21 protein-coding genes, 1 rRNA gene and 2 pseudogenes are annotated in these 25,646 nt (G+C 62.5%); 16 read left to right on the top strand and 8 right to left on the bottom strand.

Features of this window, described 5'->3' with window-relative positions; translation table 11 throughout:
- The first annotated feature begins 44 nt into the window (after positions 1-44).
- A 5S ribosomal RNA gene (gene rrf / locus ACF8K2_RS15020) occupies positions 45-160 on the top strand.
- Between the two features lie 149 nt (positions 161-309).
- Here the strand turns inward: rrf and ACF8K2_RS15025 are convergent.
- Positions 310-1,172 (bottom strand): annotated as a pseudogene (locus ACF8K2_RS15025) (universal stress protein).
- 153 nt (positions 1,173-1,325) lie between these two features.
- On the opposite strand from ACF8K2_RS15025, the gene ACF8K2_RS15030 reads away from it, so the two are divergent.
- Positions 1,326-1,943, top strand: a complete 618-nt coding sequence (locus tag ACF8K2_RS15030) for a tRNA-(ms[2]io[6]A)-hydroxylase (RefSeq protein WP_392465610.1) — start codon at positions 1,326-1,328, stop codon at positions 1,941-1,943.
- A gap of 31 nt (positions 1,944-1,974) precedes the next feature.
- On the opposite strand, the gene ACF8K2_RS15035 is transcribed toward ACF8K2_RS15030, so the two are convergent.
- Positions 1,975-2,295, bottom strand: coding sequence for a YqjD family protein (locus ACF8K2_RS15035; protein WP_368973504.1), 321 nt, complete (start codon positions 2,293-2,295; stop codon positions 1,975-1,977).
- Positions 2,296-2,426: 131 nt separating this feature from the next.
- Here ACF8K2_RS15035 and ACF8K2_RS15040 point away from each other — a divergent pair, with 131 nt between their 5' ends.
- Positions 2,427-2,690 (top strand): hypothetical protein, encoded by a 264-nt coding sequence (locus ACF8K2_RS15040; protein ID WP_368973503.1) that lies wholly within the window; start codon positions 2,427-2,429, stop codon positions 2,688-2,690.
- A gap of 1 nt (position 2,691) precedes the next feature.
- Here ACF8K2_RS15040 and ACF8K2_RS15045 read toward each other — a convergent pair whose 3' ends face one another.
- Entirely contained in the window at positions 2,692-3,180 is a 489-nt protein-coding gene (locus ACF8K2_RS15045) for an LEA type 2 family protein (RefSeq protein ID WP_392465613.1), read from the bottom strand.
- A gap of 134 nt (positions 3,181-3,314) precedes the next feature.
- Here ACF8K2_RS15045 and ACF8K2_RS15050 point away from each other — a divergent pair.
- The 3 genes and pseudogenes from ACF8K2_RS15050 to ACF8K2_RS15060 form a co-directional block, all read left to right on the top strand.
- A pseudogene (locus tag ACF8K2_RS15050) lies at positions 3,315-3,825 on the top strand (RNA polymerase sigma factor); the annotation flags it as partial.
- Positions 3,826-4,707 (top strand): FecR family protein, encoded by an 882-nt coding sequence (locus ACF8K2_RS15055; protein WP_392465737.1) that lies wholly within the window; start codon positions 3,826-3,828, stop codon positions 4,705-4,707.
- A gap of 114 nt (positions 4,708-4,821) precedes the next feature.
- Positions 4,822-7,257: a TonB-dependent receptor gene (locus tag ACF8K2_RS15060; protein ID WP_392465615.1), complete on the top strand. Its 2,436-nt coding sequence runs from the start codon at positions 4,822-4,824 to the stop codon at positions 7,255-7,257.
- Positions 7,258-7,362: 105 nt separating this feature from the next.
- Here ACF8K2_RS15060 and ACF8K2_RS15065 read toward each other — a convergent pair whose 3' ends face one another.
- Positions 7,363-8,253 (bottom strand): LysR family transcriptional regulator, encoded by an 891-nt coding sequence (locus ACF8K2_RS15065; RefSeq protein WP_392465617.1) that lies wholly within the window; start codon positions 8,251-8,253, stop codon positions 7,363-7,365.
- Positions 8,254-8,354: 101 nt separating this feature from the next.
- On the opposite strand from ACF8K2_RS15065, the gene ACF8K2_RS15070 reads away from it, so the two are divergent.
- From ACF8K2_RS15070 to ACF8K2_RS15085, 4 genes are all read left to right on the top strand, one after another.
- Positions 8,355-9,434: a polyamine ABC transporter substrate-binding protein gene (locus ACF8K2_RS15070; protein WP_392465619.1), complete on the top strand. Its 1,080-nt coding sequence runs from the start codon at positions 8,355-8,357 to the stop codon at positions 9,432-9,434.
- Positions 9,435-9,461: 27 nt separating this feature from the next.
- A complete protein-coding gene (speB, locus tag ACF8K2_RS15075) occupies positions 9,462-10,427 on the top strand; it encodes an agmatinase (RefSeq protein ID WP_392465623.1) in 966 nt (321 codons plus the stop codon).
- 188 nt (positions 10,428-10,615) lie between these two features.
- On the top strand, positions 10,616-10,933 hold the full coding sequence (locus tag ACF8K2_RS15080; RefSeq protein ID WP_392465625.1) for a hypothetical protein: 318 nt from the start codon (positions 10,616-10,618) through the stop codon (positions 10,931-10,933).
- A gap of 24 nt (positions 10,934-10,957) precedes the next feature.
- Positions 10,958-12,109, top strand: coding sequence for a PQQ-dependent sugar dehydrogenase (locus ACF8K2_RS15085; RefSeq protein ID WP_392465627.1), 1,152 nt, complete (start codon positions 10,958-10,960; stop codon positions 12,107-12,109).
- Positions 12,110-12,204: 95 nt separating this feature from the next.
- On the opposite strand, the gene pabB is transcribed toward ACF8K2_RS15085, so the two are convergent.
- The 4 genes from pabB to ACF8K2_RS15105 all read right to left on the bottom strand — a co-directional run bounded on the left by pabB (position 12,205) and on the right by ACF8K2_RS15105 (position 16,838).
- The gene (pabB, locus tag ACF8K2_RS15090) at positions 12,205-13,548 is read right to left on the bottom strand and encodes an aminodeoxychorismate synthase component I (protein ID WP_392465630.1); all 1,344 of its coding nucleotides are present in this window, start codon (positions 13,546-13,548) and stop codon (positions 12,205-12,207) included.
- 232 nt (positions 13,549-13,780) lie between these two features.
- Positions 13,781-14,761, bottom strand: coding sequence for an alpha-L-glutamate ligase-like protein (locus tag ACF8K2_RS15095; protein WP_392465633.1), 981 nt, complete (start codon positions 14,759-14,761; stop codon positions 13,781-13,783).
- Entirely contained in the window at positions 14,761-16,296 is a 1,536-nt protein-coding gene (locus ACF8K2_RS15100) for an inactive transglutaminase family protein (RefSeq protein WP_186554981.1), read from the bottom strand. The genes ACF8K2_RS15095 and ACF8K2_RS15100 overlap by 1 nt, the downstream gene beginning before the upstream one ends.
- A 5-nt stretch (positions 16,297-16,301) precedes the next feature.
- Complete coding sequence (locus ACF8K2_RS15105; RefSeq protein WP_186554980.1) at positions 16,302-16,838, bottom strand: ATP-dependent zinc protease; 537 nt, start codon at positions 16,836-16,838, stop codon at positions 16,302-16,304.
- A 286-nt stretch (positions 16,839-17,124) separates the two neighbouring features.
- Here ACF8K2_RS15105 and ACF8K2_RS15110 point away from each other — a divergent pair, with 286 nt between their 5' ends.
- The 6 genes from ACF8K2_RS15110 to prpD all read left to right on the top strand — a co-directional run bounded on the left by ACF8K2_RS15110 (position 17,125) and on the right by prpD (position 25,611).
- Positions 17,125-17,841: a GntR family transcriptional regulator gene (locus tag ACF8K2_RS15110; RefSeq protein WP_186554979.1), complete on the top strand. Its 717-nt coding sequence runs from the start codon at positions 17,125-17,127 to the stop codon at positions 17,839-17,841.
- Entirely contained in the window at positions 17,838-18,728 is an 891-nt protein-coding gene (prpB, locus tag ACF8K2_RS15115; protein WP_392465635.1) for a methylisocitrate lyase, read from the top strand. The genes ACF8K2_RS15110 and prpB overlap by 4 nt, the downstream gene beginning before the upstream one ends.
- A 139-nt stretch (positions 18,729-18,867) precedes the next feature.
- Positions 18,868-19,995 carry a 2-methylcitrate synthase gene (prpC, locus tag ACF8K2_RS15120; protein WP_368973587.1) on the top strand — a complete coding sequence of 376 codons (1,128 nt, stop codon included), beginning with the start codon at positions 18,868-18,870 and terminating at the stop codon, positions 19,993-19,995.
- A gap of 158 nt (positions 19,996-20,153) precedes the next feature.
- Complete coding sequence (gene acnD / locus ACF8K2_RS15125) at positions 20,154-22,742, top strand: Fe/S-dependent 2-methylisocitrate dehydratase AcnD (RefSeq protein ID WP_392465740.1); 2,589 nt, start codon at positions 20,154-20,156, stop codon at positions 22,740-22,742.
- 124 nt (positions 22,743-22,866) lie between these two features.
- Positions 22,867-24,057 (top strand): 2-methylaconitate cis-trans isomerase PrpF, encoded by a 1,191-nt coding sequence (prpF, locus tag ACF8K2_RS15130; RefSeq protein ID WP_392465638.1) that lies wholly within the window; start codon positions 22,867-22,869, stop codon positions 24,055-24,057.
- 69 nt (positions 24,058-24,126) lie between these two features.
- Positions 24,127-25,611, top strand: coding sequence for a 2-methylcitrate dehydratase (gene prpD, locus ACF8K2_RS15135; RefSeq protein ID WP_392465640.1), 1,485 nt, complete (start codon positions 24,127-24,129; stop codon positions 25,609-25,611).
- Positions 25,612-25,646: the final 35 nt, after the last annotated feature.

Genomic DNA, 25,646 nt, shown 5'->3' on the forward strand with positions numbered 1-25,646 from the left:
GAATTCGCTGGGCTGTCCATCTGGACATTCTGGCTACAGAATTTCTTGACGACCATAGAGCATTGGAACCACCTGATCCCATCCCGAACTCAGTAGTGAAACGATGCATCGCCGATGGTAGTGTGGGGTTTCCCCATGTGAGAGTAGGTCATCGTCAAGATTCATTTCGCAAAACCCCTATCTGCGCGAGCAGGTAGGGGTTTTGTCTTTCCAGACCTGCTATATGCCGCGCCTAATACGGGCTTGCCACGCCCCCTGTAGGAGCGGGCTTGCCCGCGAAGACATGGCAACTGACACAACAAAGAGGGCTCAGCCCCGCGCTAGTTCTTCCAAGTGCCCCTGGCCTCTTCACTTTTAAGCACCAGAACATCCCCCTCCAGCGAATCAAGCACGACCTCCGCCGTATTGCCGATCAAGGCCCCGGAGATGCCCGTCCGTGCAACCGTACCAATCACCGTCACCACCGCATCACAGTGCTTCTCGGTATAGGGAATCAACACATCCGCTGGCCCTTCAGCGATGTGCAAGCGCTCATCACTGATATCGAACTCAGCCTGGAAAGCCTTGCAAGCCTCACGATAGCGCTGCTCAATGGTATCCGAGTTCTGATAAACCGGGTCTGCCGCTGAGAGCATGGGGGAGGGGTGGGCGCTGATCACATGCAGTTCACCCTTCGCCAGCGCAGCGATGGCATAGCCATGGTCAATGATGTTGGTATGCAGCAGGCGGTGCGCCTCGTCATGATTACCTACATCCACTGCCGCCAGGATCACCCCGCCAGTCCAAGGCCGCTCACTCTTGACCATTAGCACCGCAGACGGGCACTGGCGCAGCAGTTTCCAGTCGCTGGGCGTCAGCAATGCCTTTTTCAGCGGGTTGTCTGGCCGATGCTCCTTGATCACCAGATCACACCCTTCGGCTTGCTGCACAGCGATGATCGACTCGTGCAAAGTGTCGTGCCAGGCCTGTTCATGAGTCACGTTGTCGTAGCCGTCATCATGTAGTTGGCTCGCCAGTAGACTTAGCAGCGCACTGTGATCGTGCTTCTTGTCGCACATCAGCAGGTGCAAGCGGGCGCCGGTAACGCCTGCGATCAGCTTCGCCCGGGTCAGGGCGCGGCTATGGGCGTGATCGGGATCAAGTACGACCAGAATGCTACGGACCTGTTGCATGGACATGGGCTCCCCTCGGATGTTTGGCCTGTGCCTGACTATAGTCGGCGTCCCTATCAATGCCGCTTGACGTGTATCAAGCATAGTCGCTGGCGATCGCCGCTACCCCCGGTATAATCGCCGGCCCTGCCGTTGTTGCGTGATTGTGAGCCTATGTCCCTGATTCCCGAAGTCGACGCCTTTCTCGGTTGCCGCACCCCTGACGCCTGGATCGAAGCGGCGCTCGCCGACCAGGAGACCTTGCTGATCGATCACAAAAACTGTGAGTTCAAGGCAGCGAGCACCGCGTTGAGCCTGATTGCCAAGTACAACACCCACCTTGATCTAATCAACATGATGTCGCGATTGGCTCGTGAAGAATTGGTCCACCATGAACAGGTGCTGCGCCTGATGAAACGCCGTGGCGTGCCATTGCGTCCGGTTTCGGCAGGGCGCTATGCCTCGGGTCTACGCCGCCTGGTGCGCGCCCATGAGCCGGTCAAGCTGGTGGACACCTTGGTGGTAGGCGCGTTTATCGAAGCGCGCAGCTGCGAGCGATTCGCCGCCCTGGTGCCGCACCTCGATGAAGAGCTTGGGACCTTCTATCACGGTCTACTCAATAGCGAAGCACGGCATTTTCTGGGCTATCTCAAGCTCGCCCACCAGTACGGCGACGAGGCCGACATCGCTCGCGTCGTGGCGTTAGTGCGGGAAGCTGAGGCTGAGTTGATCACCTCGCCAGATCGGGAGTTGCGCTTTCACAGCGGCATTCCGCTGGCCCAGGCGGCCTGAGCCTGATCTGGCGCCAGCGGATCGAACGAGGCTAGTGACGGCGGCCCAATAGCAGGCCAATCACCAGGCCGAAGCCGGCCGAGACTGCCACCGTCTGCCAGGGATGGCCGCCAATATAATCCTGCGTGGCATCCACCACCGGTTGCGCTTTGTCGCGCACCGAGCCCGCCGCCTGGCGTGCTTGGCGCAGTTTCAGACTGATCTGCGCGCGCAGGGTGTCGGCTTCTTCGCCCACCAGGGTCGCACTTTGTTCGAGCAGCTTTTCGGATTCTTCGATCAACGACTGCAATTCGCTGAACACCTGGTCCTTGATCTGATCGCTATCGGTTTGCGTGGCAGTTTTCCTAGCCATGAACACGTCCTCGTCGATGGGTGGGTTAAAACAATGGATGCCGCAGCGTCTGGAAAGTTGCGCCAACGTTCCGGGCGCGCTCTGCATCAGTGTAAGATAGCGCCCAATTTCAAGCGGTAGGGTAGACCTTCATGAGTTTCAATCTGGCCAACAGAAGCTTCGAGGAACGGGCGCAGATCGAAGGCGAGAAAGCGCGGCTGTTCGAGTATTGGCAAAGTAACCTGGGCAAGGCCAAGGCCGAGGCCGGGCGGTTGATCGCCGAAAAGTCCCGGCGCAAAGGCAAGTGGGCCGAATGGGTGCGTGCCGAGCTGGACGCCATGACCCCGGTCGATTTCGCCAATATGGTGCGCAGCGAAGTCAACAAGATGATGGCCGCTGCCAACAGCAACCGTTGATCTACCAGTTCGCACTGCTAGGCTGGGGCAAGTCGAGCTTGCCCTTGTCAGTGAAACGCACCGTCCCCAGCGGACCGCCGGCCAACTTGCCGCGCAGCACATAGGGCAGGCCCTGCAGCGACTGCACCTGGCTCAAGCCATAGGTCTGGCGCAAGAAAGCGAACGCGGTGACGCTGACCGGCACCACGATCACTGTCTCGTCATACCGGCCGATATGCCCGCGCTGATCGCTCACGCCCGCGGCCAAGGGCTGATCGTTGACCTCCAGATTGAGCGCGATGCCGTTGAAATCCACCGGCGTCTCGTTCGGGTTCTGCACGCGAATCTTCACTGCCATGCGCAGCTCCAACTCCTGGCCGGGCAGCGGTGCTATGCCGATCACACTGATGTTCAACGGGTCACGCGCCTGAAACAGCGCGCACGCATTGACTGTGCAGGCCAACAGTACGACCAACAAAAGCCGCAGGTGACGGGATAAGCGCAGCGTCATGGGGAAGGGCCTTGTGCCTGACAGGTGAATGGCCAGTGTGGCAAATGCACGCCGACGTTGAAAGTGTTGGGCTTAATGAAAGATACTGTTTCTCATTAACGTCCGATAATTTTTCTTACTGGCTTTCTCCCTTCATGCTGACGTCTCCCGTGTCCGGGCTGCTGGCAAGTTTCCAGGAGCACTACGACGACCTGTTGCAGTTCCTGACCCGCCGCATGAGCGACCGCCAGCGCGCCGCTGACGTGGCTCAGGAGACGTACTTGAAGCTGGTGAAGATCGAGCAACAAGCGATTCCGGTGCTGCACGCCCGCAGCTTCATCTTCCGTGTTGCTGGCAACCTGGCTATCGATGCGCTGCGTCGCGAACAGCGCATCGCCGCCAATCACCAGACCAGTGAAGCCGCTGGCGAGCTGCCGTGCCCGGCGCCGCCACCTGAAGCGGCGCTGCTGGCCAGTGAACGCCTGCAGATGTTGGACCAGGCCCTGCTTGAGCTGTCGAGCAATGCGCGGCAGGCGTTGCTGCTCAATCGCGTCGAGGGCCTGACTCAGGCGCAAATCGCACAACGGCTGGGCGTTTCCGAGAGCATGGTGGCAAAATACATCGGCCAAGCCCTGCGCCATTGCCGCGACTGGCTCAAACACAACCATGACTGACCTATCTGCCATGCCCGAGCCACAACCGCTCAGCGATCTTTCCGATGATGCCCTCGACTGGCAGGTATTGCTGCATTCGGGCAATGCCAGCGCGGCTGACCAGGCGCGTTACCAGCGCTGGTGTCAGTTGAGCCCGGCGCATGCCGAGGCCGCGAGAGAAGCTGAGGGGTTGTGGGCAGACATCGGGCAGACCAGCGCTGCGCAAATCTTCGTTGCTGAACCTGCGCCGCAGAAACGGCGTTGGCCACTGGCAATCGCTGCATCCGCGGTGCTCGCTGTGGCGGGCGTCATCAGTTGGCAGCAAGTGCCGGTGTGGACCTCCGATTACCACACTGGCATCGGTCAGCGGCAGGTCATCACCCTGGCGGACGGCTCACGGGTCACGCTTAACAGTGGTAGCGCCTTGTCGCTCGCCTTTAGCGACAGCGAGCGAAAAGTCGTGCTCAAGGCGGGCGAGGCGTTGTTCGAAACGGCCAGCGACCGGCGTCCGTTCGTGGTCGAGGCCGGCGGTGAGCCCGTGCAGGGCCGCGAGGCGGTGTTCAGCGTCCGGCGTTTGGCCAGTGGCCCTAGCGTGGTGCTGGCCGAGGGTGAAGCACGGGTTGGCACGCAAGCGGTGCCGGTCGCCAGTGATGCCCGGGCGCTGACCGCCTGGCAGCGTGGCAAGCTGATCTTCAACGGCAAGCCCCTGGGCCAGGTACTCAGCGAGCTTGAGCGTTACCAGCATGGGCGCATCGTGATTTCCGATCACACCTTGGCTGCGCTTGAAGTCAGCGGCGTGTTCGATCTCGACGAGCCAGAAGCGCTATTGCGCACCCTGGAGCAGCGCTACAACCTGAAAATCACCTACCTGCCGTGGCTCGCCGTGGTCCACTGAAGCGATAAAGCGAAATATTTTTCATTTCGCACTGCAAGTTGATGAAAGCCAGAACGTCGTAGTGGGACTGATCAGCAACCCATTCTCATTTACGCCTTGTCTGGAAGCCCTTTCGTGAAGGCCACGCTCAAACCCCTGCACCGCCGCGGCGGTCGTTTCAATCATGCCCTGTTGTCTTGCAGCGCCCTGGCCATGCTGGCCGGGCCGCTGCACATCGCTGCGGTGCACGCCGCCGGTGACGCCCAGGTCGCAGCGCGTCATGTCCAGTTGGATCTGCCCGCCCAGGCCCTGGATCAGGCGCTGACCAGCTTCGCCGACCAGGCCGGTCTGCACTTGCTGTACACCACCCGCGACGTCGCCGAGCTGCGAAGCCCTGCGTTGCGAGGCAACTACAGCATCGAGCAGGCGCTGCAGCAGTTGCTCGCCGGCAGCGGCATGAGCTGGCACTTCAACGATGCGCGCACGGTGACCTTGCGTAAGGCCAACGCTGCGCCGCAAAGCGTCAGCCTCAAACCCACCGAAGTCACCGTCGCCTCGCGTACCAGCACTGCCATCAGTGAGATCCCCGGAACGGTCTGGGTAGTCGACCAGCAGCAACTGCGCGAGCAGCTCGACAGCGGTGTGAGCCTCAAGGAAGCCATCGGCAAGCTGGTGCCAGGCCTGGATCTGGCGCCGGAAGGGCGAACCAACTATGGCCAGAACATGCGCGGTCGCGACGTGCTGGTGATGATCGATGGCGTTAGCCAGAACAGCTCGCGCGGGCTTTCGCGCCAATTCGACAGCATCTCGCCCTTCAACGTCGAACGGGTCGAAGTGCTGTCCGGCGCCAACGCGGTCTATGGCGGCGGTGCAACGGGCGGCATCATCAACATCGTGACCAAGAAGGGCGAGCCAGGAGCGGCCCGCTTCGAAACCCAGATTGGCGCCAGCAGTGGCTTCAACAACAGTGACGACCTGGCCACCCGCATCGCCCAGTCGGTCAGTGGCGGCAACGAGCGGATCAACGCTCGCCTGGGTGTTTCCGCCGAGCAGAACGAAGCCTTCTACGACGGCGCCGGCGATCAGATTTTCATCGACAACACCCAGACCGACCTGCAGTACAACCGGGCGATCGACGTCATGGGCAGCGTCGGCCTGAGGCTCACCGATGAGCAGAGCCTGGACTTGCTGGCCCAGTACTACGATTCCGGTAACCATGGCAGCACAGGTATCTATTTTCCCAACCTCAACCACAACGCGCCGTCGGATCTTGAAGATGCCCAGCTGCGCGGCGGCTACTCCTCTGACCTACAACCTCAGACTCGGCGCCTGCTGCTCAACGCCAACTACCACCACAGCGATGTCCTCGGTCAGGATTTCTACCTGCAGGCCTCCTACCGCAAGGAGGACGACAACTTCTACCCGTTCCCCTACTACAACCGTGGTGGGGTGCCAGGTTCGCGCGGCGTGTACTTTGCCGCCTCCCAGCAAAATTTTGAGGTCAGCAGCCTCAAGGCGCTGTTCGCCAAGCAGTGGGACACGCTCAAGCTCACCTATGGCGTCGACCTGGATCGCGAGCACTTCAACGCCCAGCAAACCACCTTCGACCCACTGACTTCCTCGCAAAGTGGCGGCCTTGACCTGGACAAACTCAGCGAGGCGCCGCGCTATCCCAGCTATCGAGTCGATGGCGTCTCGGCCTACGCGCAGCTCGACTGGCGCCTGACCGACAACCTGACCCTGTCTGGCGGTGCCAGGCGTCAGCAGATGGACGTTGAGGTCAGCGACTTCAAGACGGTGCCGGGCGGCCACAACGACTATCAGGTCAACCTGTTCAACCTCGGCGCCATCTACGACTTCAAGAATGGCCACCAGGTCTGGAGCAACTACGGCGAAGGCTTCGAACTGCCTGATCCGGCCAAGTACTACGGCAAGCAAGGGCTGAGCGTTGACGACAACCCCTTGGCCGGGATCAAGAGCCGTCAGGTCGAACTGGGATGGCGCTATGCCGACCTGGACTGGGACGCCCAGGCTGCGCTGTATTACATCTGGACCGACAAGACCATCACCACCGACCCTGCGACCTTGACCATTGACGTGGTGGACTTCAAGAAGCGCGACTTTGGTTTCGAAGGCGCTCTGACCCGTCATTTCCAGAGTGGCTGGGAAACCGGCGGCACCGTGCATGTGGTCAAGTCGCAAGAGGAAGATCAGGACGGCGACTGGATCAAGCGTGATGCCCGCTACGCCTCGCTGTCCAAGGCCACGGCGTTTGTCGGCTGGAAGGGCGATGGCCGCAGCGCACGGCTGCAAGCCAACCACGCCTTCACCTTGAAGGACGATCAGGACCAGCAGATCGATGGCTATACCACCTTTGACCTGTTGGGCAGTCAGGACACCGGTTTTGGCACCTTCAGCGCCGGTATTCAGAACCTGTTCGACAAGCAGTACAGCACGGTCTGGGGGCAGCGGGCGACGCTGTTCTATTCGCCGACCTATGGGCCAGCCTACCTGTATGACTATCAGGGCCGTGGGCGGACCTATACCTTGACCTGGAGTTTGGCCTACTGATAGGGATCGTCAGGGCATCGTCATCCCGGGACAAGCCCGCTGCTACAGGATCGAAGTTGACCTTGTAGGGCTTGTCCGGCGATGACGGCGACTGACACCTCTGTCTCAAGCGAACGCCGCCAATAGATCCTGCACAAACGCCTCCTGCGTGTCTCCCGGCACCTGCCCGCGATGACGCGCCAGGGTAAACGGCACGACGAAATCCAACCCCGAATCCAATGCCCGCAGCATCCCTCGCAGCAGCCAAGGCTCGGCATAGTGACACGGCAGATACCCCACGTGCCGCCCCGACAGGATAAAGGTCAGCACACTCTCGATCTGTTCGGCCTGGGCTGAACTGCGCTGGCTCTGAAACGCATCCGTTCCCTGCAAGAACCGATAGCTATGACGCACTTGGTCCGCCTCCAGCAGCTGCTCGCGGCTCACCGTCTCGGCCGTGAACAAGGGATGGCCCTGGCCGCAATACAACCGCTGGGTTTCTGCAAACAGCGGCAGGTAGTCGAATGCCGCCTGCTTACCGGAAAAATAGCTGATGGCCAAATCCAGCCGCTGCTCCAGCAGCAAGCGTTCCATCTCGGCGGGCGGGGCGCTGATCAACTCCAGTTGGACCGCTTCTTGTCGTTGCCTGAAGCGGGCGATTGCATTGCCCAGGCGTAGGCTCACGGCGCTGTCCTGGTTTTCGGTAATGCCAATGCGCAGGGTGCCCAGCAGTTGCCCGGCAACACCATTGGCCTGCTGGCGAAACTGCTCGATCTGCACCAGCAATTCGCGCGTTGCCTTGAGCAGCAACTGGCCTTTGTCAGTCAGCGCAAAGCCGCGTTTGCCGCGGCTGCACAGGCGATAACCCACGCGCGTTTCCAGGCGCGCCATCTGCTGGCTGATACTCGGCTGGCTCAAGCCCAGCACGCCTTGGGCGGCACTGAAGCCGCCGGCCTCGACTACAGTGACGAACAGCCGCAACAGATGCAGGTCGGGGTCGTGCAGTTGTCCGAGCATCACATTGCTCCCGATGAATGTCAGCTTTGCAAACTTGCCATTCTTGCAATGTAACCCGGCTGGCATGCTGGCGGCATCCACCCATTGCCGAGGTGTCCGTCATGCGTCGATCGCTGTGCTTGCTGTCCCTGGTGCTGGCCCTGCCGCTGCAGGCCGAAGAGAAGGTCGTCAACCTCTACAGCTGGGCCGACTACGTCGCCCCGCAAACCCTGGAGCGCTTCGAAAAGGAGACGGGCTACAAGGTGCGTTACGACACCTTCGATACCACCGAGGTGCTGGAAACCAAACTGCTCACCGGGCGCAGCGGTTACGACGTGGTGGTGCCGTCATCCACGGTCCTGGCGCGGGCGCTGCAGGCCAACGCGCTGCAGCCACTCGACCCGCAAACGCTGCCCGGTTATGCCAACCTCGACAAGGACTTGCTGGCCAAATTGGCCGTGGCCGACCCTGGCAACCGCTATGCCGTGCCCTACACCTGGGGCACGCTCGGCCTGGGGGTGAATGTCGAGGCCGTGCGCCAACGTCTGGGCGACGTGCCGCTGGACAGCCTCGACCTGCTGTTCAAGCCCGAGTACGCCAGCAAGCTCAAGGATTGCGGCATCGCCATGCCTGACTCACCACAGGAGGTGATTGGCCTGACCCTCAACTATCTGGGCAAGGACCCTTACAGCCAGAGCAAGGACGACCTGGATGCTGCCCAGGCGCTGCTGCGCCAACTCAAATCGTCGATCAGCTACGTCGCCAATGGTCGCCAGATCAATGACCTGGCCAATGGCAGCGTGTGCCTGGCGCTGACCTACAACGGCGATGCCGCCATGGCCGCCGACCAGGCGCGACGCGCAGGCAAGCGCTTCGAGTTGGTCTATCGCATTCCCCGCGAGGGTACGGTGGTCTGGCAAGACAACCTGGTCATTCCCAAGGATGCCCCGCACCCAGAAGCTGCCCGCGCCTTCATTGCCTTCATGTTGCAGCCCGAATCGGTGGCGGCGCTGACCAACACGCTGTTCTTCGCCAACGCCAACCAAGCGGCAACGGCGTTGGTCGATGAGGCCGTACGCAGCGACCCGGACATCTATCCGCCTGCCTCCGTGCGTGAGCGGCTGTACGCCGACCGGGGCATGCAACTGTCCGACCTGCGCCAGCGCAACCGGCTGTGGAACGCCCTGCGCAGCGGCCAGTGACCTCTTCTCATGACAAGGAGCACAACCGTGGACCAAGCCCAGCACAATGACCAGGCGATGACCCGCGACAGCTTGTACGGCACTGCTGCCGAAAGCACCTACGCCGGCATTACCAGTTTCTCCCGTCGTCGTTACAGCCGTGACTTGCGCGGCGTCGACGTGGTGGTCAGCGGCGTGCCATTCGACACTGCCACCAGCAATCGCCCGGGCGCGCGCTTCGGCCCGCGCGCCATTCGTGCGGCCTCCGTGCAGCAAGCCTGGGCGCGACACTGGCCGTGGACGTTTGACCCGTTCGACCACTTGGCCGTGATCGACTATGGCGATTGCGCGTTCGACAGCGGCACGCCGCAGAACGTGCCGGACAGCATCGAGGCGCATGCCCAGCACATTCTCGAGACCGGCTGCGCCATGCTCACCTTGGGCGGCGATCACTTCATCAGCTACCCACTGCTCAAGGCTCACGCCCGCCGCCACGGCCCGCTGGCACTGATCCACTTCGATGCGCACAGCGACACCTGGCCAGACGAGGAGGGCAAGCGCATCGACCACGGCACCATGTTCTGGCATGCGGCGCGCGAAGGCCTGGTCGATCCTGCGCACTCGGTGCAGATTGGCTTGCGTACCACCAATGACGACAGCCAGGGTTTTGCCATCCTCGATGCGCGCCAGGTGCACCGTCAGGGCACCGAGGCGGTGATCGCGGCGATTCGTCAGCGGGTTGGACAGCAGCCGGTTTATCTGACCTTTGACATTGATTGCCTGGACCCTGCCTATGCGCCGGGCACCGGCACGCCGGTGTGTGGCGGCCTCACTACTGTGCAAGCGCTGGAGATACTCGGCGGGCTACGCGGCATCAACCTGGTGGGAATGGACCTGGTCGAGGTGGCGCCGGCCTATGATCATGCCGATATCACCGCCCTGGCAGGGGCCACCTTGGCCATGGAGATGCTGTGCCTGTACGCAGCGCGGCATAAGGTCGACAAGCAGGTGTGAGGACTCAAGCCCGCAGGCGCTGGTATAGCCTGCTATGGGCCGCACAGCGGCCTCCTATGATGGAGCAGGGAGGGCAGCACCGAAACATCAGGAATCATCTCCACACCAATTCCTACTTTTGTTACGAACCAGTCGCGCTTTAGGCTATCCAACGCTTGAGCGCGGCTTTTTCGTGCAGGAGGTGAAGTATGAATCCGACACTGCCAGTGCTGGCCCTGGGTCTGCTTATCAGTCTTCCGCTGTCTGCGGCACCGCCTGCGCAGCCCCTGATCGCGGCCAACGACAACAACCCCTATAACAGCCCGATCCAGCGCGCCAACCCCAACAGCCGCCAGGGCAGCATCCAGGCCACGCCACCGGTTCGCGGGCCTTCTACCCAGCCGATCCCGCGCCCACCGACCCTGGACAACCGCGGCATTGGCAACGGCGAAAACCTGCGCCGCCAACAGCAGACGCCTAACCTAGAACCGACCCGGCCCGCGCGCGATAGCCAACGCGCGCCGTGAGCCCTCAACTGCAAGGAATCGCGCATGCCCCCACGTAGCTGGTTGACCACCCTGGCCGCCGCCGCCCTGTTGCCAATGCTCGCCCAGGCCGCCTCCGAACAGCGCTATCCCAGCGAAGACGGCCAGCTGACCGTCAACACCGTCGCCGACGGTCTGCGTAACCCTTGGGCACTGGCGTTCTTGCCCGGTAGCAAGGACATGCTGGTCACCGAACGCCTTGGCAACCTGCGTGTTGTCAGCGCCGAGGGCAAGGTCGGCCCACCGCTCTCCGGTGTGCCCAAGGTATGGGCGCAAGGCCAGGGTGGCCTGCTGGATGTGGTGCTGTCGCCTGAGTTCGAGCAGGACCGCACCGTGTATCTGTCTTTCGCAGAAGAAGGCAGTGATGGCAAGGCCGGGACAGCGGTGGGGCGTGGCCAGCTCTCGGAGGACAAAGCGCGCCTGGAAAATTTCACGGTGATCTTCCGCCAGATGCCCAAGCTGTCCGAGGGCAATCACTTTGGCTCACGGCTGGTGTTCGACCGCAACGGCTACCTGTTCATCGCCTTGGGCGAGAACAATCAACGCCCCACCTCGCAGGATCTGGACAAGCTGCAAGGCAAGATCGTGCGCATCCTGCCCGATGGCGAGGTGCCCAAGGATAATCCGTTCGTTGGCAAGGATGATGTGCGCCCCGAGATCTGGTCGTTCGGCCATCGCAACCAGCAGGGCGCGGCGCTCAACCCCTGGACCGGCAAGCTCTGGACCCACGAGCACGGCCCGCGAGGTGGCGATGAAATCAATATCCCGCAGGCGGGTAAGAACTATGGTTGGCCGATTGCCACCCACGGCATCAACTATTCCTTGTTGCCGATCCCTGAGGCAAAGGGCAAGCACGTCGACGGCATGGTCGATCCGCACCACGTCTGGGAGAAATCCCCCGGCATCAGCGGCATGGCCTTCTATGATCGACCGACCTTCAAGGCCTGGGACCACAATTTGTTCATCGGTGCCCTGGCGACTCAGGAGTTGATTCGGCTGCAGCTCGATGGCGACAAGATCGTCCATGAAGAGCGCCTGCTGGGCGATTTGAATGCGCGCATCCGCGATGTGCGGGTGGGGCCGGACGGTTATCTGTATGTACTGACCGACGCCAAGGACGGGGCGCTGTTGAAAGTGGGCTTGAGCCAACCCAACTAGACAGTTTCTGGGTAGTTTCGGCCTCGCCGTGGGCAGCTGCGCAGCTTGCAGCAGCGGGCTTGCCCGGCGATGAGGCCAGCCCAGGCAGCAGGTAGTCAAAGGCTTTGCAGCGTCTCCATCAACACCCTTACCTTGGCAATCGACTCTTCATACTCCGCCTCCCACTGCGAATCCGCCACCACCGCGCCGCCGCCCCAGCAACAGGCCTGGCCGTCCTTGATCAGCAGGCTGCGAATGGCGATGGAGCTGTCCATCTCGCCGCGCACATCGATATACAACAGCGAGCCGCAGTACAACGCCCGGCGGGTCGGCTCCAGCTCGTCGATGATCTGCATGGCGCGGATCTTCGGTGCGCCAGTGATCGAGCCACCGGGGAAGCTGTCGCCGATCAGGTCCAGAGCGTCCTTGCCGCTGGCCAGCTGCCCGGTGATGCTGCTGACCAGGTGATGGACGTTGGGGTAACTCTCCAGGCTGAACAGCTCTGGAACCTTGACGGTGCCGATCTCACAGGTGCGCCCCAGATCGTTGCGCAGCAGGTCGACGATCATCAGGTTTTCCGAGCGGTCCTTGGCGCTGGCGAGCAGTTCGGCAGCGTTGCGCGCATCTTGCTGCGGGTCGCTGGAGCGCGGGCGGGTGCCTTTGATCGGGCGGGTTTCTACCTGGCCTTGGCTTACGCGAACAAAGCGCTCAGGGGAAAAACTCAGCAGCGCGCTGCCGTCGGCCAACTGCTGATAGCCGGAGAACGGGGTTGGGCAAGCCTTGCGCAGGGCCTGGTAGGCGTGCCACGGATCTCCCTGGCAGGCAGCGCGGAAACGCTGGGTGAGGTTGATCTGGTAGCAGTCGCCGGCCTGAATGTAGTGCTGGACCTGATCGAAAGCCTGGCGATAGTGGGCCGGGTCAAGGTCGCCGCGCATGGGCGCAAGCAGCTGGAAGCCAGCGCTTTGATCAACGGCGGGTGCGTCGAACAGGCTGATCAGCCGCTGCTGCTCGCTCTCTGGCAAGCTGGGGTGAAACACCAGTTGCGTGGTGCCCAGCAGGTGGTCGCTCACCAGTGCCCAGGCATACAGGCCCAGCTGTGCATCCGGCAGGTCCAGATCATCTACGGCCAGGATGGGCAATTGCTCCAGGCGCCGACCGAAGTCGTAGCTCAGGTAGCCGATCAGGCCGCCGGCAAAGGGCAGCTCAAGGTTGTCAGGGAGATCGGCGTGCCCCAGCTCGGCCAAGCCATCGCGCAGGCGCTGCAAGTAAGCTCGGCCATCTTCGTCGGGCTCTGCCTGCAAATGTGCCACCGGCCAGGCGCTGAGCAGGTCGAAGCGGCCACGTTCGGCCCCAGGGCGGGCGCTGTCGAGCAGGATCGCGCCGGGCGCCTGGCGCAGTCGGGCGAAATAGGCGGCAGGGTCGGGCTGGTAGGGCAGGGGGTGGAGCGTACAGGTCGGCATGCGAATGGGCGGCGATGAAGGCGAGGAGGGGATTGTAATGGTCTGTAGGAAAAGGGCCTAGCACTGGGCGCGACATTCAAGCTGTGTTTGGATCCGCTTCGCGGCCCTTCGCGGCCCTTCGCGGCCCTTCGCGGGCGAGCCCGCTCCCACAGGGATAGCGCTGATGTGAAAATATGCGCGGTTCCTGTGGGAGCGGGCTCGCCCGCGAAGCGGACCCCAACGGGCTAAGCCATTAGCGCGAAGGTACGTGCCCAAACAGCCCTTGGGCCACGCGCACACGCTGGTCGGCGTCTTCGCTAAGGCCATCTTTGGCCAGCGCTTCCAGATGCGCCTCGATGGCGTGGGTGCGCTGGGTCAAGCCGCAATCGTTGGCAATCTGAATGTTCAGGCCCGGACGCGCATTCAGCTCAAGGATCAACGGCCCCTTGTCCTGATCCAGGACCATGTCCACACCGATATAACCCAGGCCACACAATTCATAGCAGCCAGCGGCCAGCTTCATGAAGCCGTCCCAGTTTGGCAGTTGCACGCCGTCCACCGCGTTGGTGGTGTCCGGGTGCTTGCTGATGATGTTGTTCAGCCAGGTGCCGCGCAGGGTCACGCCAGTGGCCAGGTCGACACCGACGCCAATGGCGCCCTGGTGCAGGTTGGCCTTGCCGCCCGACTGGCGGGTCGGCAGGCGCAGCATGGCCATGACCGGATAGCCCATCAGCACGATGATGCGGATATCCGGCACGCCTTCGTAGCTGATGCTCTTGAAGATCTGGTCCGGGGTCACCCGGTATTCGATCAGCGCCCGGTCGCGGTGGCCGCCCAACGAGTACAGGCCAGTGAGGATGCTCGAGACCTGGTGCTCGATCTCCTCGTGGCTGATGATCTTGCCCGACACCGTCCGGTAGCGATCCTCGAAGCGGTCGGCGATCACCAGGATGCCGTCACCGCCAGCGCCTTGCGCCGGCTTGATGACGAAATCGCTACGCCCGCCGATGATCTCGTGCAGCTTGTCGATCTGCTTTTCGGTCTCGATGATGCCGTACATCTCCGGCACATGGATGCCGGCCTTGATCGCACGCTCCTTGGTGATGATCTTGTCGTCGACGATCGGGTACAAATGGCGCTTGTTGTACTTCAGGACGTAGTCCGCGTTGCGCCGGTTGATACCCATGATGCCCCGGGCCTCCAGGGCTTTCCACGTCTTGATCAGTCCGAACATCAGGCGTCAGCCTTTTTTACGAAAGCCTTGAAGCGAACGAGCTCGGTCAGGCGGTAGCCGCGGTAGCGACCCATCGCCAGCATGAAGCCCACCAGAATCAGCAGTACCGCCGGGAAGGTGAAGACGAAGTACACCAGCTCCGGCACCATCATCAGCAGGTGCGCCAGGGAGGCTGCGAACAGGGTGCCGATCGCCACTTTCATGGCATGGCCACCACCGCGTTCTTCCCAAGTGATCGACAGGCGTTCGATGGTCATGGTCAGGATCACCATCGGGAACAGCGCAACCGACAGGCCGCGTTCCAGGCCCAGCTTGTGGCTGAACAGGCTGATCGCGGCGATCAGCACCACGACGAAGGTCAGCACCACCGACAGGCGCGGCAGCATCTGCAGCTTCAGGTGCTCAAGGTAGGAGCGCAGCGACAGGCCCAGCGCGGTGATCACGGTAAACAGCATGATGCCAAAGCCCAGCTGGGTCTCGCGGAAGGCCAGGGCGATCAGTACCGGGGTGAAGGTACCCAGGGTCTGGATGCCGATCAGGTTGCGCAGCACCAGGATCACCAGCACGCCGATCGGGATCATCACCATGATCATGAAGGTCTGCTGGGTTTGCAGCGGCAGGCCGTACAGCGAATATTCGAGAAAATCGGCGTCGGTGTTCTCGTCGGTCAGCTTGGCCAGGCGGATGGCGTTCATCTCGCTGTTGTTCATGCTGAAGGTGACGTTGGCTTTCTTGCCGCCATCGACAGTGATCAGGTTGTCATCACCGGTCCACCACAGCAGGCGATCGCTGGGCAGGCCCTGCTCGCCGGTATCCGGGTTGAAGTACAGCCAGTCATTGCCGTTGAAGCTGCGCAGCCACAGTTCCGGCGTCTGCGGAGTGTCGGCGACCAGGCGGATGGTGTGGACTTTTTCCATTGGCACGTGGGCGATCGACAGCAGCAGGTCGATGACCTTGGCCTTGTTCAGCGCCGAAGTATCGCCAGCCAGCAGCAGCTTGACGTTGTCATCGTTAAGGTTATTGACCCGCTTGATGGTCTCGCTGACAAAGGTCTCGACGTCGGCCGAGTGCTGGCGAATCGGCGCCATCAGGGCTTCGGCGGCGATCTTCTCGGGGCCTTCCACGGCCAGGCTGTCACGGAAGGTCGGGCCTTTGATGGTGGTTTTTTCGTTGCTGTAGCGCTTGGTCAACACCAGGCGGTAGTAAAGCGTCTGGTTGCCGCTGGCGCGACGGGCCGACCAGGTCACCTTGCGGTTGCCGTCGGCGCGGTTGACGCTCACCCCATAGTTGTTGGAGATGAAGCTCTCGTTGAGGCTGACGTAGTCACGGCTCAAGGGCGGCACGAACATCTGTACCTTGACCGGATCCTTGGCACTGGCGACGAACTCGACCTTGGCGTCGATGTTCCACAAGTCGTCGGTCTCATCCTCGGTCACCGGGATGCCGAGGAAGAAGATCTGATAGGCCGTAACCGCCACGCCCAGCAGCACCAGCACGGTGATGAGGACTTTCAGGTGAAGGGTAAGAGAGCGCATCGGGATTACTCTGCTTTAGGAGCGTCGGTGGCACAGGCAGGTTTGCCGGCCGCGTATTTGAGGCTTGGGTCGACCAGCGCATCGAAGTCTTTCAAGGCCTCCGAGCCGATCAGCAGCGGGAACTGGAAGGCGCTGCGGTCGGTGAGGTTGACCTCGATGGTGCGCAGGGTCTGGCCCATGCAAATGTTCAGTTCGATCACCGGGCGGGCGGTGTAGGCCTTGCCTTCTTCAGCGTCATAGTCGCCAGCGCGGCGCTTGATCTTGCTGACCCGGGCCAATGGCCGTTCGATCGGGTGCGAATGCGCGGCGTCGATGGCCAGGTAGAAACGTACCCAGCTCTCGCCGTTGCGCTTGAAGCGCTTGATGTCGCGGGCGCTGAGCGAGGCGGTCTTGGCACCGGTATCGAGCTTGGCCGCGACCTCAAGGTCCAGGTCGTTCAAGCGCGCATATTCGTTGAGCCCGTACACGGACTTTTGAGCCGCTTGGCCAAGGGCCGGCAGCAGGGCAAGGCAGAGCAACATTAAAACGGGTGTAAGTCTCATAAATCCTGGCGCGGTGCTGTGCTGGGTTCAGGGCAAGGCGACTGGCCAAGCATCCTCGTTAATCTGTCAACAATATGAATTGCCGTACAGACAGACTACTCATTCTCCCTCGGGAAGCGCGGCATTCTATCACGCCGACGTCTTGACGCCAGCGCGCCGCGATCTGACAGCGAATCAGCTGGGTAAGTTCGTTCTTAGACGATTGTCGACAATGTTGATTTTGTCTTTGACTGCGACGTTCTGTTTCGCTAGTTTTGGCCATAGAGAAACCCAAGGTGTCGACAATATGCTGGACGTAACTCAGGCGCCCGCCACGCTGGCAGAAGAAACGGAAACCCTTTCCGAGAACGTTTTCCGGCGCATCCAGGCGGCCATCGTCAAAGGCGACATCGCCCCAGGCAGCAAGATCTCCGAGCCTGAGCTGGCGCGCACCTACGGCATCAGCCGCGGCCCACTGCGCGAAGCCATCCACCGCCTGGAAGGCCAGCGCCTGCTGGTGCGAGTGCCGCACGTCGGCGCGCGGGTGGTGTCGCTTAGCCACGCCGAGCTGATCGAGTTGTACGAAATCCGCGAATCCCTCGAAGGCATGGCGTGCCGCCTGGCTGCCGAGCGTATGAGCGTAGCCGAGATCGATGAGTTGCGCCGGGTGCTCGACACCCATGAGCGCGATGCTGCGTTCCAGGCCGGGGTTGGCTATTACCAGCAGGAAGGCGACTTCGACTTCCATTACCGGATCATCCAGGGCAGCGGCAACCAGACCCTGGTCAAGATGCTCTGCGGCGAGCTGTATCAGTTGGTGCGTATGTACCGCATCCAGTTTTCCGCCACGCCCAACCGCCCGCACCAGGCATTCGCCGAGCACCACCGCATTCTCGATGCCATCGCCGACCGAGACGGCGAGCTGGCCGAACTGCTGATGCGCCGCCATATCGGTGCATCCAAACGCAATATCGCGCGCCACTATCAAGGCGCTGACAACAATAGCCCACGAGGTGAGTCATGACTGTGAAGAGCACGCCCGGCCAACGTTTCCGCGACGCGGTGGCTGCCGAACATCCGTTGCAGGTGGTTGGCGCGATCAACGCCAACCACGCCTTGCTGGCCAAGCGCGCCGGCTTCAAGGCCATCTACCTCTCTGGTGGCGGCGTCGCTGCCGGCTCCCTGGGCCTGCCGGACCTGGGCATCAGCGGGTTGGATGACGTGCTCACCGACGTGCGGCGCATCACCGATGTGTGCGACGTGCCGCTGCTGGTCGATGTCGACACCGGCTTTGGCGCCTCGGCCTTCAACGTGGCGCGGACCGTGCGCTCGATGAACAAGTTCGGCGCGGCAGCGATTCATATCGAAGACCAGGTAGGCGCCAAGCGTTGCGGCCACCGGCCAAACAAGGAAATCGTCTCCCAGCAGGAGATGGTCGATCGCATCAAGGCGGCGGTAGATGCCCGCCTGGATGACAGTTTCGTGATCATGGCGCGCACCGACGCGCTGGCGGTGGAAGGCCTTAACGCTGCCCTGGACCGCGCAGCGGCGTGTGTCGAGGCCGGCGCCGACATGATCTTCCCTGAGGCGATCACTGAACTGCAGATGTACAAGACTTTCGCCGATCGGGTCAAAGCACCGATCCTGGCCAACATCACTGAGTTCGGCGCCACCCCGCTGTACACCACCGACGAGTTGGCCTCGGTCGACGTCTCGCTGGTGCTGTACCCGCTGTCGGCGTTCCGCGCGATGAACAAGGCGGCGGAAAACGTCTACACCGCGCTGCGCCGCGATGGCACGCAGAAAAACGTCATCGACACCATGCAGACTCGCATGGAGCTCTACGATGCCATCGGTTACCACGCCTTCGAGCAGCGCCTCGATGCGTTGTTTGCCCAGAAGAAGGGCTGAGCCGAGTTAGAACGAAGCCAATGATTCGCCTGTGCCGGCGCTATCGCGGGGCAAGCCCGCTCCCACGGTCTGGTGGGCTGGCACAGGCACCCTTGATTAGCCAGAAATTCCATAACAAGTTCAATAAAGGAGAAACACCATGGCCGAAGCAAAAGTACTCAGTGGCGCAGGCCTGCGTGGCCAGGTGGCCGGCCAGACCGCCCTGTCGACCGTAGGCCAGGCCGGTGCCGGCCTGACCTACCGCGGTTATGACGTCCGTGACCTGGCCAAAGATGCCGAATTCGAGGAAGTGGCCTACCTGCTGCTCTATGGCGAGCTGCCCAGCCAAGCCGAACTGGACGAATACAAGACCAAGCTCAAGGGGCAACGTGATCTGCCCCAGGCACTCAAGGAAGTGCTCGAGCGCATCCCCGTCACTGCCCATCCGATGGACGTGATGCGCACCGGCTGCTCGGTACTCGGCACCCTGGAACCTGAGCTGACCTTCGACACCCAGCGCGACAAGACTGACCGCCTGCTAGCGGTATTCCCAGCGATCATGTGCTACTGGTACCGCTTCACGCATCACGGCGTGCGCATCGACTGCACCAGCGATGAAGACACCCTGGGCGGGCACTTCCTGCACCTGCTGCACGGCAAGAAGCCGAGCGCGCTGCATGTCAAAGTGATGAACGTGTCGCTGATTCTCTACGCCGAGCACGAATTCAACGCCTCGACCTTCACCGCCCGGGTGTGCGCCTCGACCCTGTCGGACCTGTACTCCTGCGTCACCGCCGCCATCGGCTCGCTGCGCGGCCCGCTGCACGGCGGCGCCAACGAAGCGGCGATGGAGTTGATCGAACGCTTCCAGAGCCCGCAGCAGGCCACTGCCGAGCTGCTGAAGATGCTCGAGCGCAAAGACAAGATCATGGGCTTTGGCCATGCGATCTACAAAGAGTCCGACCCGCGCAACGAGGTGATCAAGGGCTGGGCCAAGCAGCTTGCCGATGAAGCCGGCGACAGCGTGCTGTACCCCGTCTCCGAAGCGATCGACAAGACCATGTGGGAGCAAAAACGCCTGTTCCCCAACGCCGACTTCTACCATGCCTCGGCGTATCACTTCATGGGTATCCCGACCAAGCTGTTCACCCCGATCTTCGTCTGCTCGCGCCTGACCGGCTGGGCGGCGCATGTCTTCGAGCAGCGTGCCAACAACCGCATCATCCGTCCGAGCGCCGAGTATGTCGGCGTTGAACAGCGCCAGTTCGTGCCCATCGCACAGCGCTGAATAGAAATAGAGAGGCAACCCGTTTCCCCTGTGGGAGCGGGCTTGCCCGCGAATGCGTCCGACTGGGCAACTGATGTGCGCCTGCTGACGTATTCGCGGGCAAGCCCGCTCCCACAGGGACGGTGGAGCTTTCCGAATCCTGTGACCGAGCCTGAATGATGAACACTGCATACCGCAAAGCCCTGCCAGGCACCCCCCTGGACTACTTCGACGCCCGCGCAGCTGTCGAGGCCCTCAAGCCCGGCGCCTACGACGGCCTGCCGTACACCTCCCGCGTGCTCGCCGAGAACCTGGTGCGCCGCTGCGATCCGGCCACCCTCGATGCCTCGCTCAGCCAGCTGATCGAGCGCAAGCGCGACCTCGACTTCCCGTGGTTCCCGGCGCGTGTGGTGTGCCACGACATCCTAGGCCAGACCGCGCTGGTCGACCTGGCTGGTCTGCGCGATGCCATCGCCGACAAAGGCGGCGACCCAGCCCAGGTCAACCCGGTAGTGCCGGTGCAACTGATCGTCGACCACTCGCTGGCGGTCGAATGCGGCGGTTTCGACCCGCAGGCATTCGACAAGAACCGGGCCATTGAAGACCGTCGCAACGAAGACCGTTTCCACTTCATCAACTGGACCAAAAAGGCCTTCAAGAACGTCGACGTGATCCAACCGGGCAACGGCATCATGCACCAGATCAACCTGGAGAAGATGTCGCCGGTGATCCACAGTGATCGCGGCGTGGCCTACCCAGACACCTGCGTCGGCACCGACAGCCACACCCCGCACGTCGATGCCTTGGGCGTGATCGCCATTGGTGTCGGTGGCCTGGAAGCCGAGAACGTCATGCTCGGCCGCGCCTCGTGGATGCGCCTGCCGGAAATCGTCGGCGTCGAGCTGACCGGCAAGCTGCAGCCGAGCATCACCGCCACCGACCTGGTATTGGCCCTGACCGAGTTCCTGCGCAAGCAGAAAGTGGTGGGCGCCTACCTCGAATTCTATGGTGAGGGCGCGCGTGCCCTGACCCTGGGCGATCGCGCCACCATCTCCAACATGGCGCCGGAGTACGGCGCCACGGCGGCGATGTTCGCCATCGACCAGCAGACCATCGACTACCTGCGCCTGACCGGCCGTGAAGAGCAGCAGGTCCAGCTGGTCGAAACCTACGCCAAGGTTGCAGGCCTGTGGGCCGACAGCCTGGTCAACGCCGAATACGAGCGGGTGCTCAGCTTTGACCTGTCGAGTGTCGTGCGCAACATGGCCGGCCCATCCAACCCGCACGCCCGTGTCGCTACCAGCGAGCTGACGGCCAAGGGCATCGCTGGCGCCTGGCAAGAGCTGCCGGGGCAGATGCCTGATGGCGCGGTGATCATCGCCGCCATCACCAGTTGCACCAATACCAGCAACCCGCGCAACGTCATTGCTGCAGGCCTGCTGGCGCGTAATGCCAACAAGCTCGGCCTGACCCGCAAACCGTGGGTGAAGTCCTCGCTGGCGCCAGGCTCCAAGGCGGTCAAGTTGTACCTGGAAGAAGCTGGCCTGGAGCAGGAGCTGGAGCAACTGGGCTTTGGCATCGTCGCCTTCGCGTGCACCACCTGCAACGGCATGTCTGGCGCGCTGGACCCGAAGATCCAGCAAGAAATCATCGACCGCGACCTGTACGCCACCGCGGTGCTGTCGGGCAACCGCAACTTCGACGGGCGGATTCACCCGTACGCCAAGCAGGCGTTTCTCGCCTCGCCACCCCTGGTAGTGGCCTATGCCATCGCCGGCACCATCCGCTTCGACATCGAGAAGGATGTGCTGGGCGTGGTCGACGGCAAACAGATTCGCCTCAAGGACATCTGGCCGAGCGACGAAGAGATCGATGCGGTGGTGCGTGCTGCGGTCAAGCCGGAGCAGTTTCGCAAGGTGTATATCCCGATGTTCGCCATTGAAGAGGACAAGGGGCCGAAAGTCGCGCCGCTGTATGAGTGGCGTGAGATGAGCACCTATATCCGTCGCCCGCCGTATTGGGAGGGCGCCCTGGCTGGCGAGCGTACCCTGCGCGGCATGCGCCCGCTGGCGGTGCTGCCGGATAACATCACTACAGACCACCTGTCGCCGTCCAATGCGATCATGCTCGACAGCGCGGCGGGTGAGTACCTGGCGAAGATGGGCCTGCCCGAGGAGGACTTCAACTCCTATGCCACCCACCGCGGCGATCACCTGACCGCCCAGCGCGCCACCTTCGCCAATCCCAAGCTGTTCAACGAGATGGTGCGCAAGGAAGACGGCAGCGTGCAGCAAGGCTCGCTGGCGCGGATCGAGCCAGAAGGCAAGGTGACCCGTATGTGGGAGGCGATCGAGACCTACATGCAGCGTAAACAACCGCTGATCATCGTTGCCGGTGCCGACTACGGCCAAGGCTCGTCGCGCGATTGGGCGGCCAAGGGTGTGCGTCTGGCAGGGGTTGAAGCGATTGTCGCCGAAGGCTTCGAGCGCATTCACCGCACCAACCTGGTAGGCATGGGCGTGTTGCCGCTGGAGTTCAAGCCGGGTACCGACCGCAAGACCCTGCAGCTCGATGGCAGCGAGCGCTACGACGTGTTGGGCGAGCGTACGCCGCGGGCGACCTTGACCTTGGTGGTCACCCGCCGTAATGGCGAGCGGCTCGAGGTGCCGGTGACGTGCCGGTTGGATACCGCTGAAGAAGTGTCGATCTACGAGGCGGGTGGGGTGCTGCAGCGCTTTGCCCAGGACTTCCTGGAAGGCACCGCGTAAAGCGGGGCCGCTCCGCGCCCCTTCGCAGGCAAGCCCGTTCCCACAGGTCTCGGTAGGAGCGGGCTTGCCCGCGAAGGGGCGCGGAGCGGCCCCAGCCGTACAACTGAATGATCAGGACCAAACCATGGCACACGCACCGCAGATCAAGATCCCCGCCACCTACATCCGTGGCGGCACCAGCAAAGGCGTGTTCTTCCGCCTGCAAGACCTCCCCGAGCGCGCCCAGCAACCCGGCCCGGCCCGCGACGCCCTGTTGTTGCGGGTGATCGGCAGCCCCGATCCTTACGGCAAGCAGATCGACGGCATGGGCGGCGCCACCTCCAGCACCAGCAAGTGCGTGATCCTCTCGGCCAGCAGCAACGCTGAGCACGACGTCGACTACCTGTTCGGCCAGGTCTCGATCGACAAGGCCTTCGTCGATTGGAGCGGCAACTGCGGCAACCTCTCGGCAGCGGTCGGCTCGTTCGCCATCAGCAGCGGCCTGGTCGACCCCGCGCGCATCCCGCATAACGGCATCGCCACCGTGCGCATCTGGCAGGCCAACATCGGCAAGAGCATCATCGCCCATGTGCCAATCAGCGAAGGCGAAGTGCAGGAAACCGGTGATTTCGAACTGGACGGCGTGACCTTCCCCGCTGCCGAAGTGCAGCTGGAATTCCTCGACCCGGCCGCCGACGAAGACGGCGACGGCGGGGCGATGTTCCCCACCGGCAACCTGGTCGACGACCTCGAAGTGCCAGGTATCGGCACCTTCAAGGCGACCCTGATCAACGCGGGTATCCCGACCATCTTCGTCAATGCCGCCGACATCGGCTACAGCGGCAGCGAACTGCAAGACGCGATCAACGGCGATCCGGCGGCGCTGGCGCGTTTTGAAACCATCCGCGCCTATGGTGCCCTGCGCATGGGCTTGATCGAGCACGTCGATCAGGCGGCCACGCGTCAGCACACTCCCAAGGTTGCCTTCGTCGCGCCGCCAGTGGCCTATACCTCATCCAGTGGCAAGGCGGTTGCTGCAAGCGACATCGACCTGTTGGTTCGTGCACTGTCGATGGGCAAGTTGCACCACGCCATGATGGGCACCGCCGCCGTGGCGATCGGTACCGCCGCCGCCATTCCAGGGACGCTGGTCAACCTGGCAGCGGGCGGCAACCCGCGTAGCGCGGTACGTTTCGGCCATCCCTCGGGCACTTTGCGGGTCGGCGCCGAGGCGCGTCAGGTGGATGGCCAGTGGACAGTCACCAAAGCAATCATGAGCCGAAGCGCTCGCGTGTTGATGGAGGGCTGGGTACGGGTACCTGGTGATGCCTTCTAGGCACGCCCCCTGACACATGAGCGGCGCTCGGCTTCTTTGTTCAACCCTCTGCAACAGGAAGCAACAGAGATGAGCGCCAACGTTGACCTCAACGACCGCCCGGACTACGACCGGGTGCTGCAAACCATCGCCGACTACGTGCTCGACTATCAAGTCGGCTCGGCCGAGGCGCTGGACACCGCGCGCAACTGCCTGATGGACACCTTGGGCTGCGGCCTGCTGGCGTTGCGCTTCCCCGAGTGCAGCAAGCACTTGGGGCCGCTCGTCGAGGGCACGATCGTGCCCCACGGCGCGCGGGTGCCCGGCACCTCGTACCGGCTGGACCCGGTCAAGGCCGCCTGGGACATCGGCTGCATCGTCCGCTGGCTGGACTACAACGACACGTGGCTGGCGGCCGAGTGGGGGCATCCGTCCGATAACCTCGGCGGCATCCTGGCGGTGGCCGATCACCTCTCGCAAAAGCGCGTGGCGGCGGGCGAGCAACCGTTGAACATGCGCCAGGTGCTCGAAGCCATGGTCATGGCCCATGAGATCCAGGGGGTGCTGGCGCTGGAGAACTCCTTCAACCGCGTCGGCCTGGACCATGTGTTGCTGGTCAAGGTCGCCTCGACGGCGGTGTGCGCCAAGTTGATGGGGGCCAACCGCGAGCAGCTGTTGTCGGCGCTGTCGCATGCCTTCGTCGATGGCCAGGCCTTGCGCACCTACCGCCATGCGCCTAATGCCGGCTCGCGCAAGTCGTGGGCCGCAGGTGATGCGTCAAGCCGTGGTGTGCGCCTGGCCGATATCGCCCTGCGCGGGGAGATGGGCATTCCGGGTGTGCTCAGTGCACAGCAGTGGGGCTTCTACGACGTCTTGTTCAGTCATACCAACAAGGATCTGGCGCTCAAGCCGGTCGACCAGCGTCAGCTGCGACTGCCTCAGGCGTTCGGCAGCTACGTGATGGAAAACGTCCTGTTCAAGATCAGCTTCCCGGCCGAGTTTCACGCCCAGACCGCCTGCGAGGCGGCGCTGGTGTTGCATCCAAAAGTGCGTAACCGACTGCATGAAATCGAACGCATCGTCATCACGACCCATGAATCAGCGATCCGCATCATTTCCAAGGTGGGGCCGCTGGCCAATGCCGCTGACCGTGACCATTGCCTGCAATACATGACCGCCGTGCCGCTGATTTTCGGCAATCTGGTGGCCGAGCACTACGAAGACAGCTTCCATGCCGCGCACCCGACCATCGACCGCCTGCGCGAGAAGATGGAGGTGGTCGAGGAGCCGCGATTCAGTCGTGAATATCTTGAGGCTGACAAGCGCTCGATCGCCAATGCGCTGCAGGTATTTTTCAACGATGGCTCAAGTACCGAGCAGGTGACGGTGGAATATCCGATCGGTCATCGGCGGCGGCGGGCCGAGGGTATCCCGTTGCTTGAGGAGAAGTTCAAGGCCAACCTCGCTACCCGCTTTGCCGGGCAGCGTTGTGCGCAGATCTTTGCCTTGTGCAAGGCGCAGGCGCAGCTGGAGGCGACACCGGTGCATCGGTTTGTCGATCTGTTCGTGATCTGATGATTTTGTAGTGTTTATGCGGGCCTCATCGCGGG

This window comes from Pseudomonas sp. xss_2 (assembly GCF_043104195.1).
GTDB classification, from domain to species: domain Bacteria; phylum Pseudomonadota; class Gammaproteobacteria; order Pseudomonadales; family Pseudomonadaceae; genus Aquipseudomonas; species Aquipseudomonas urmiensis.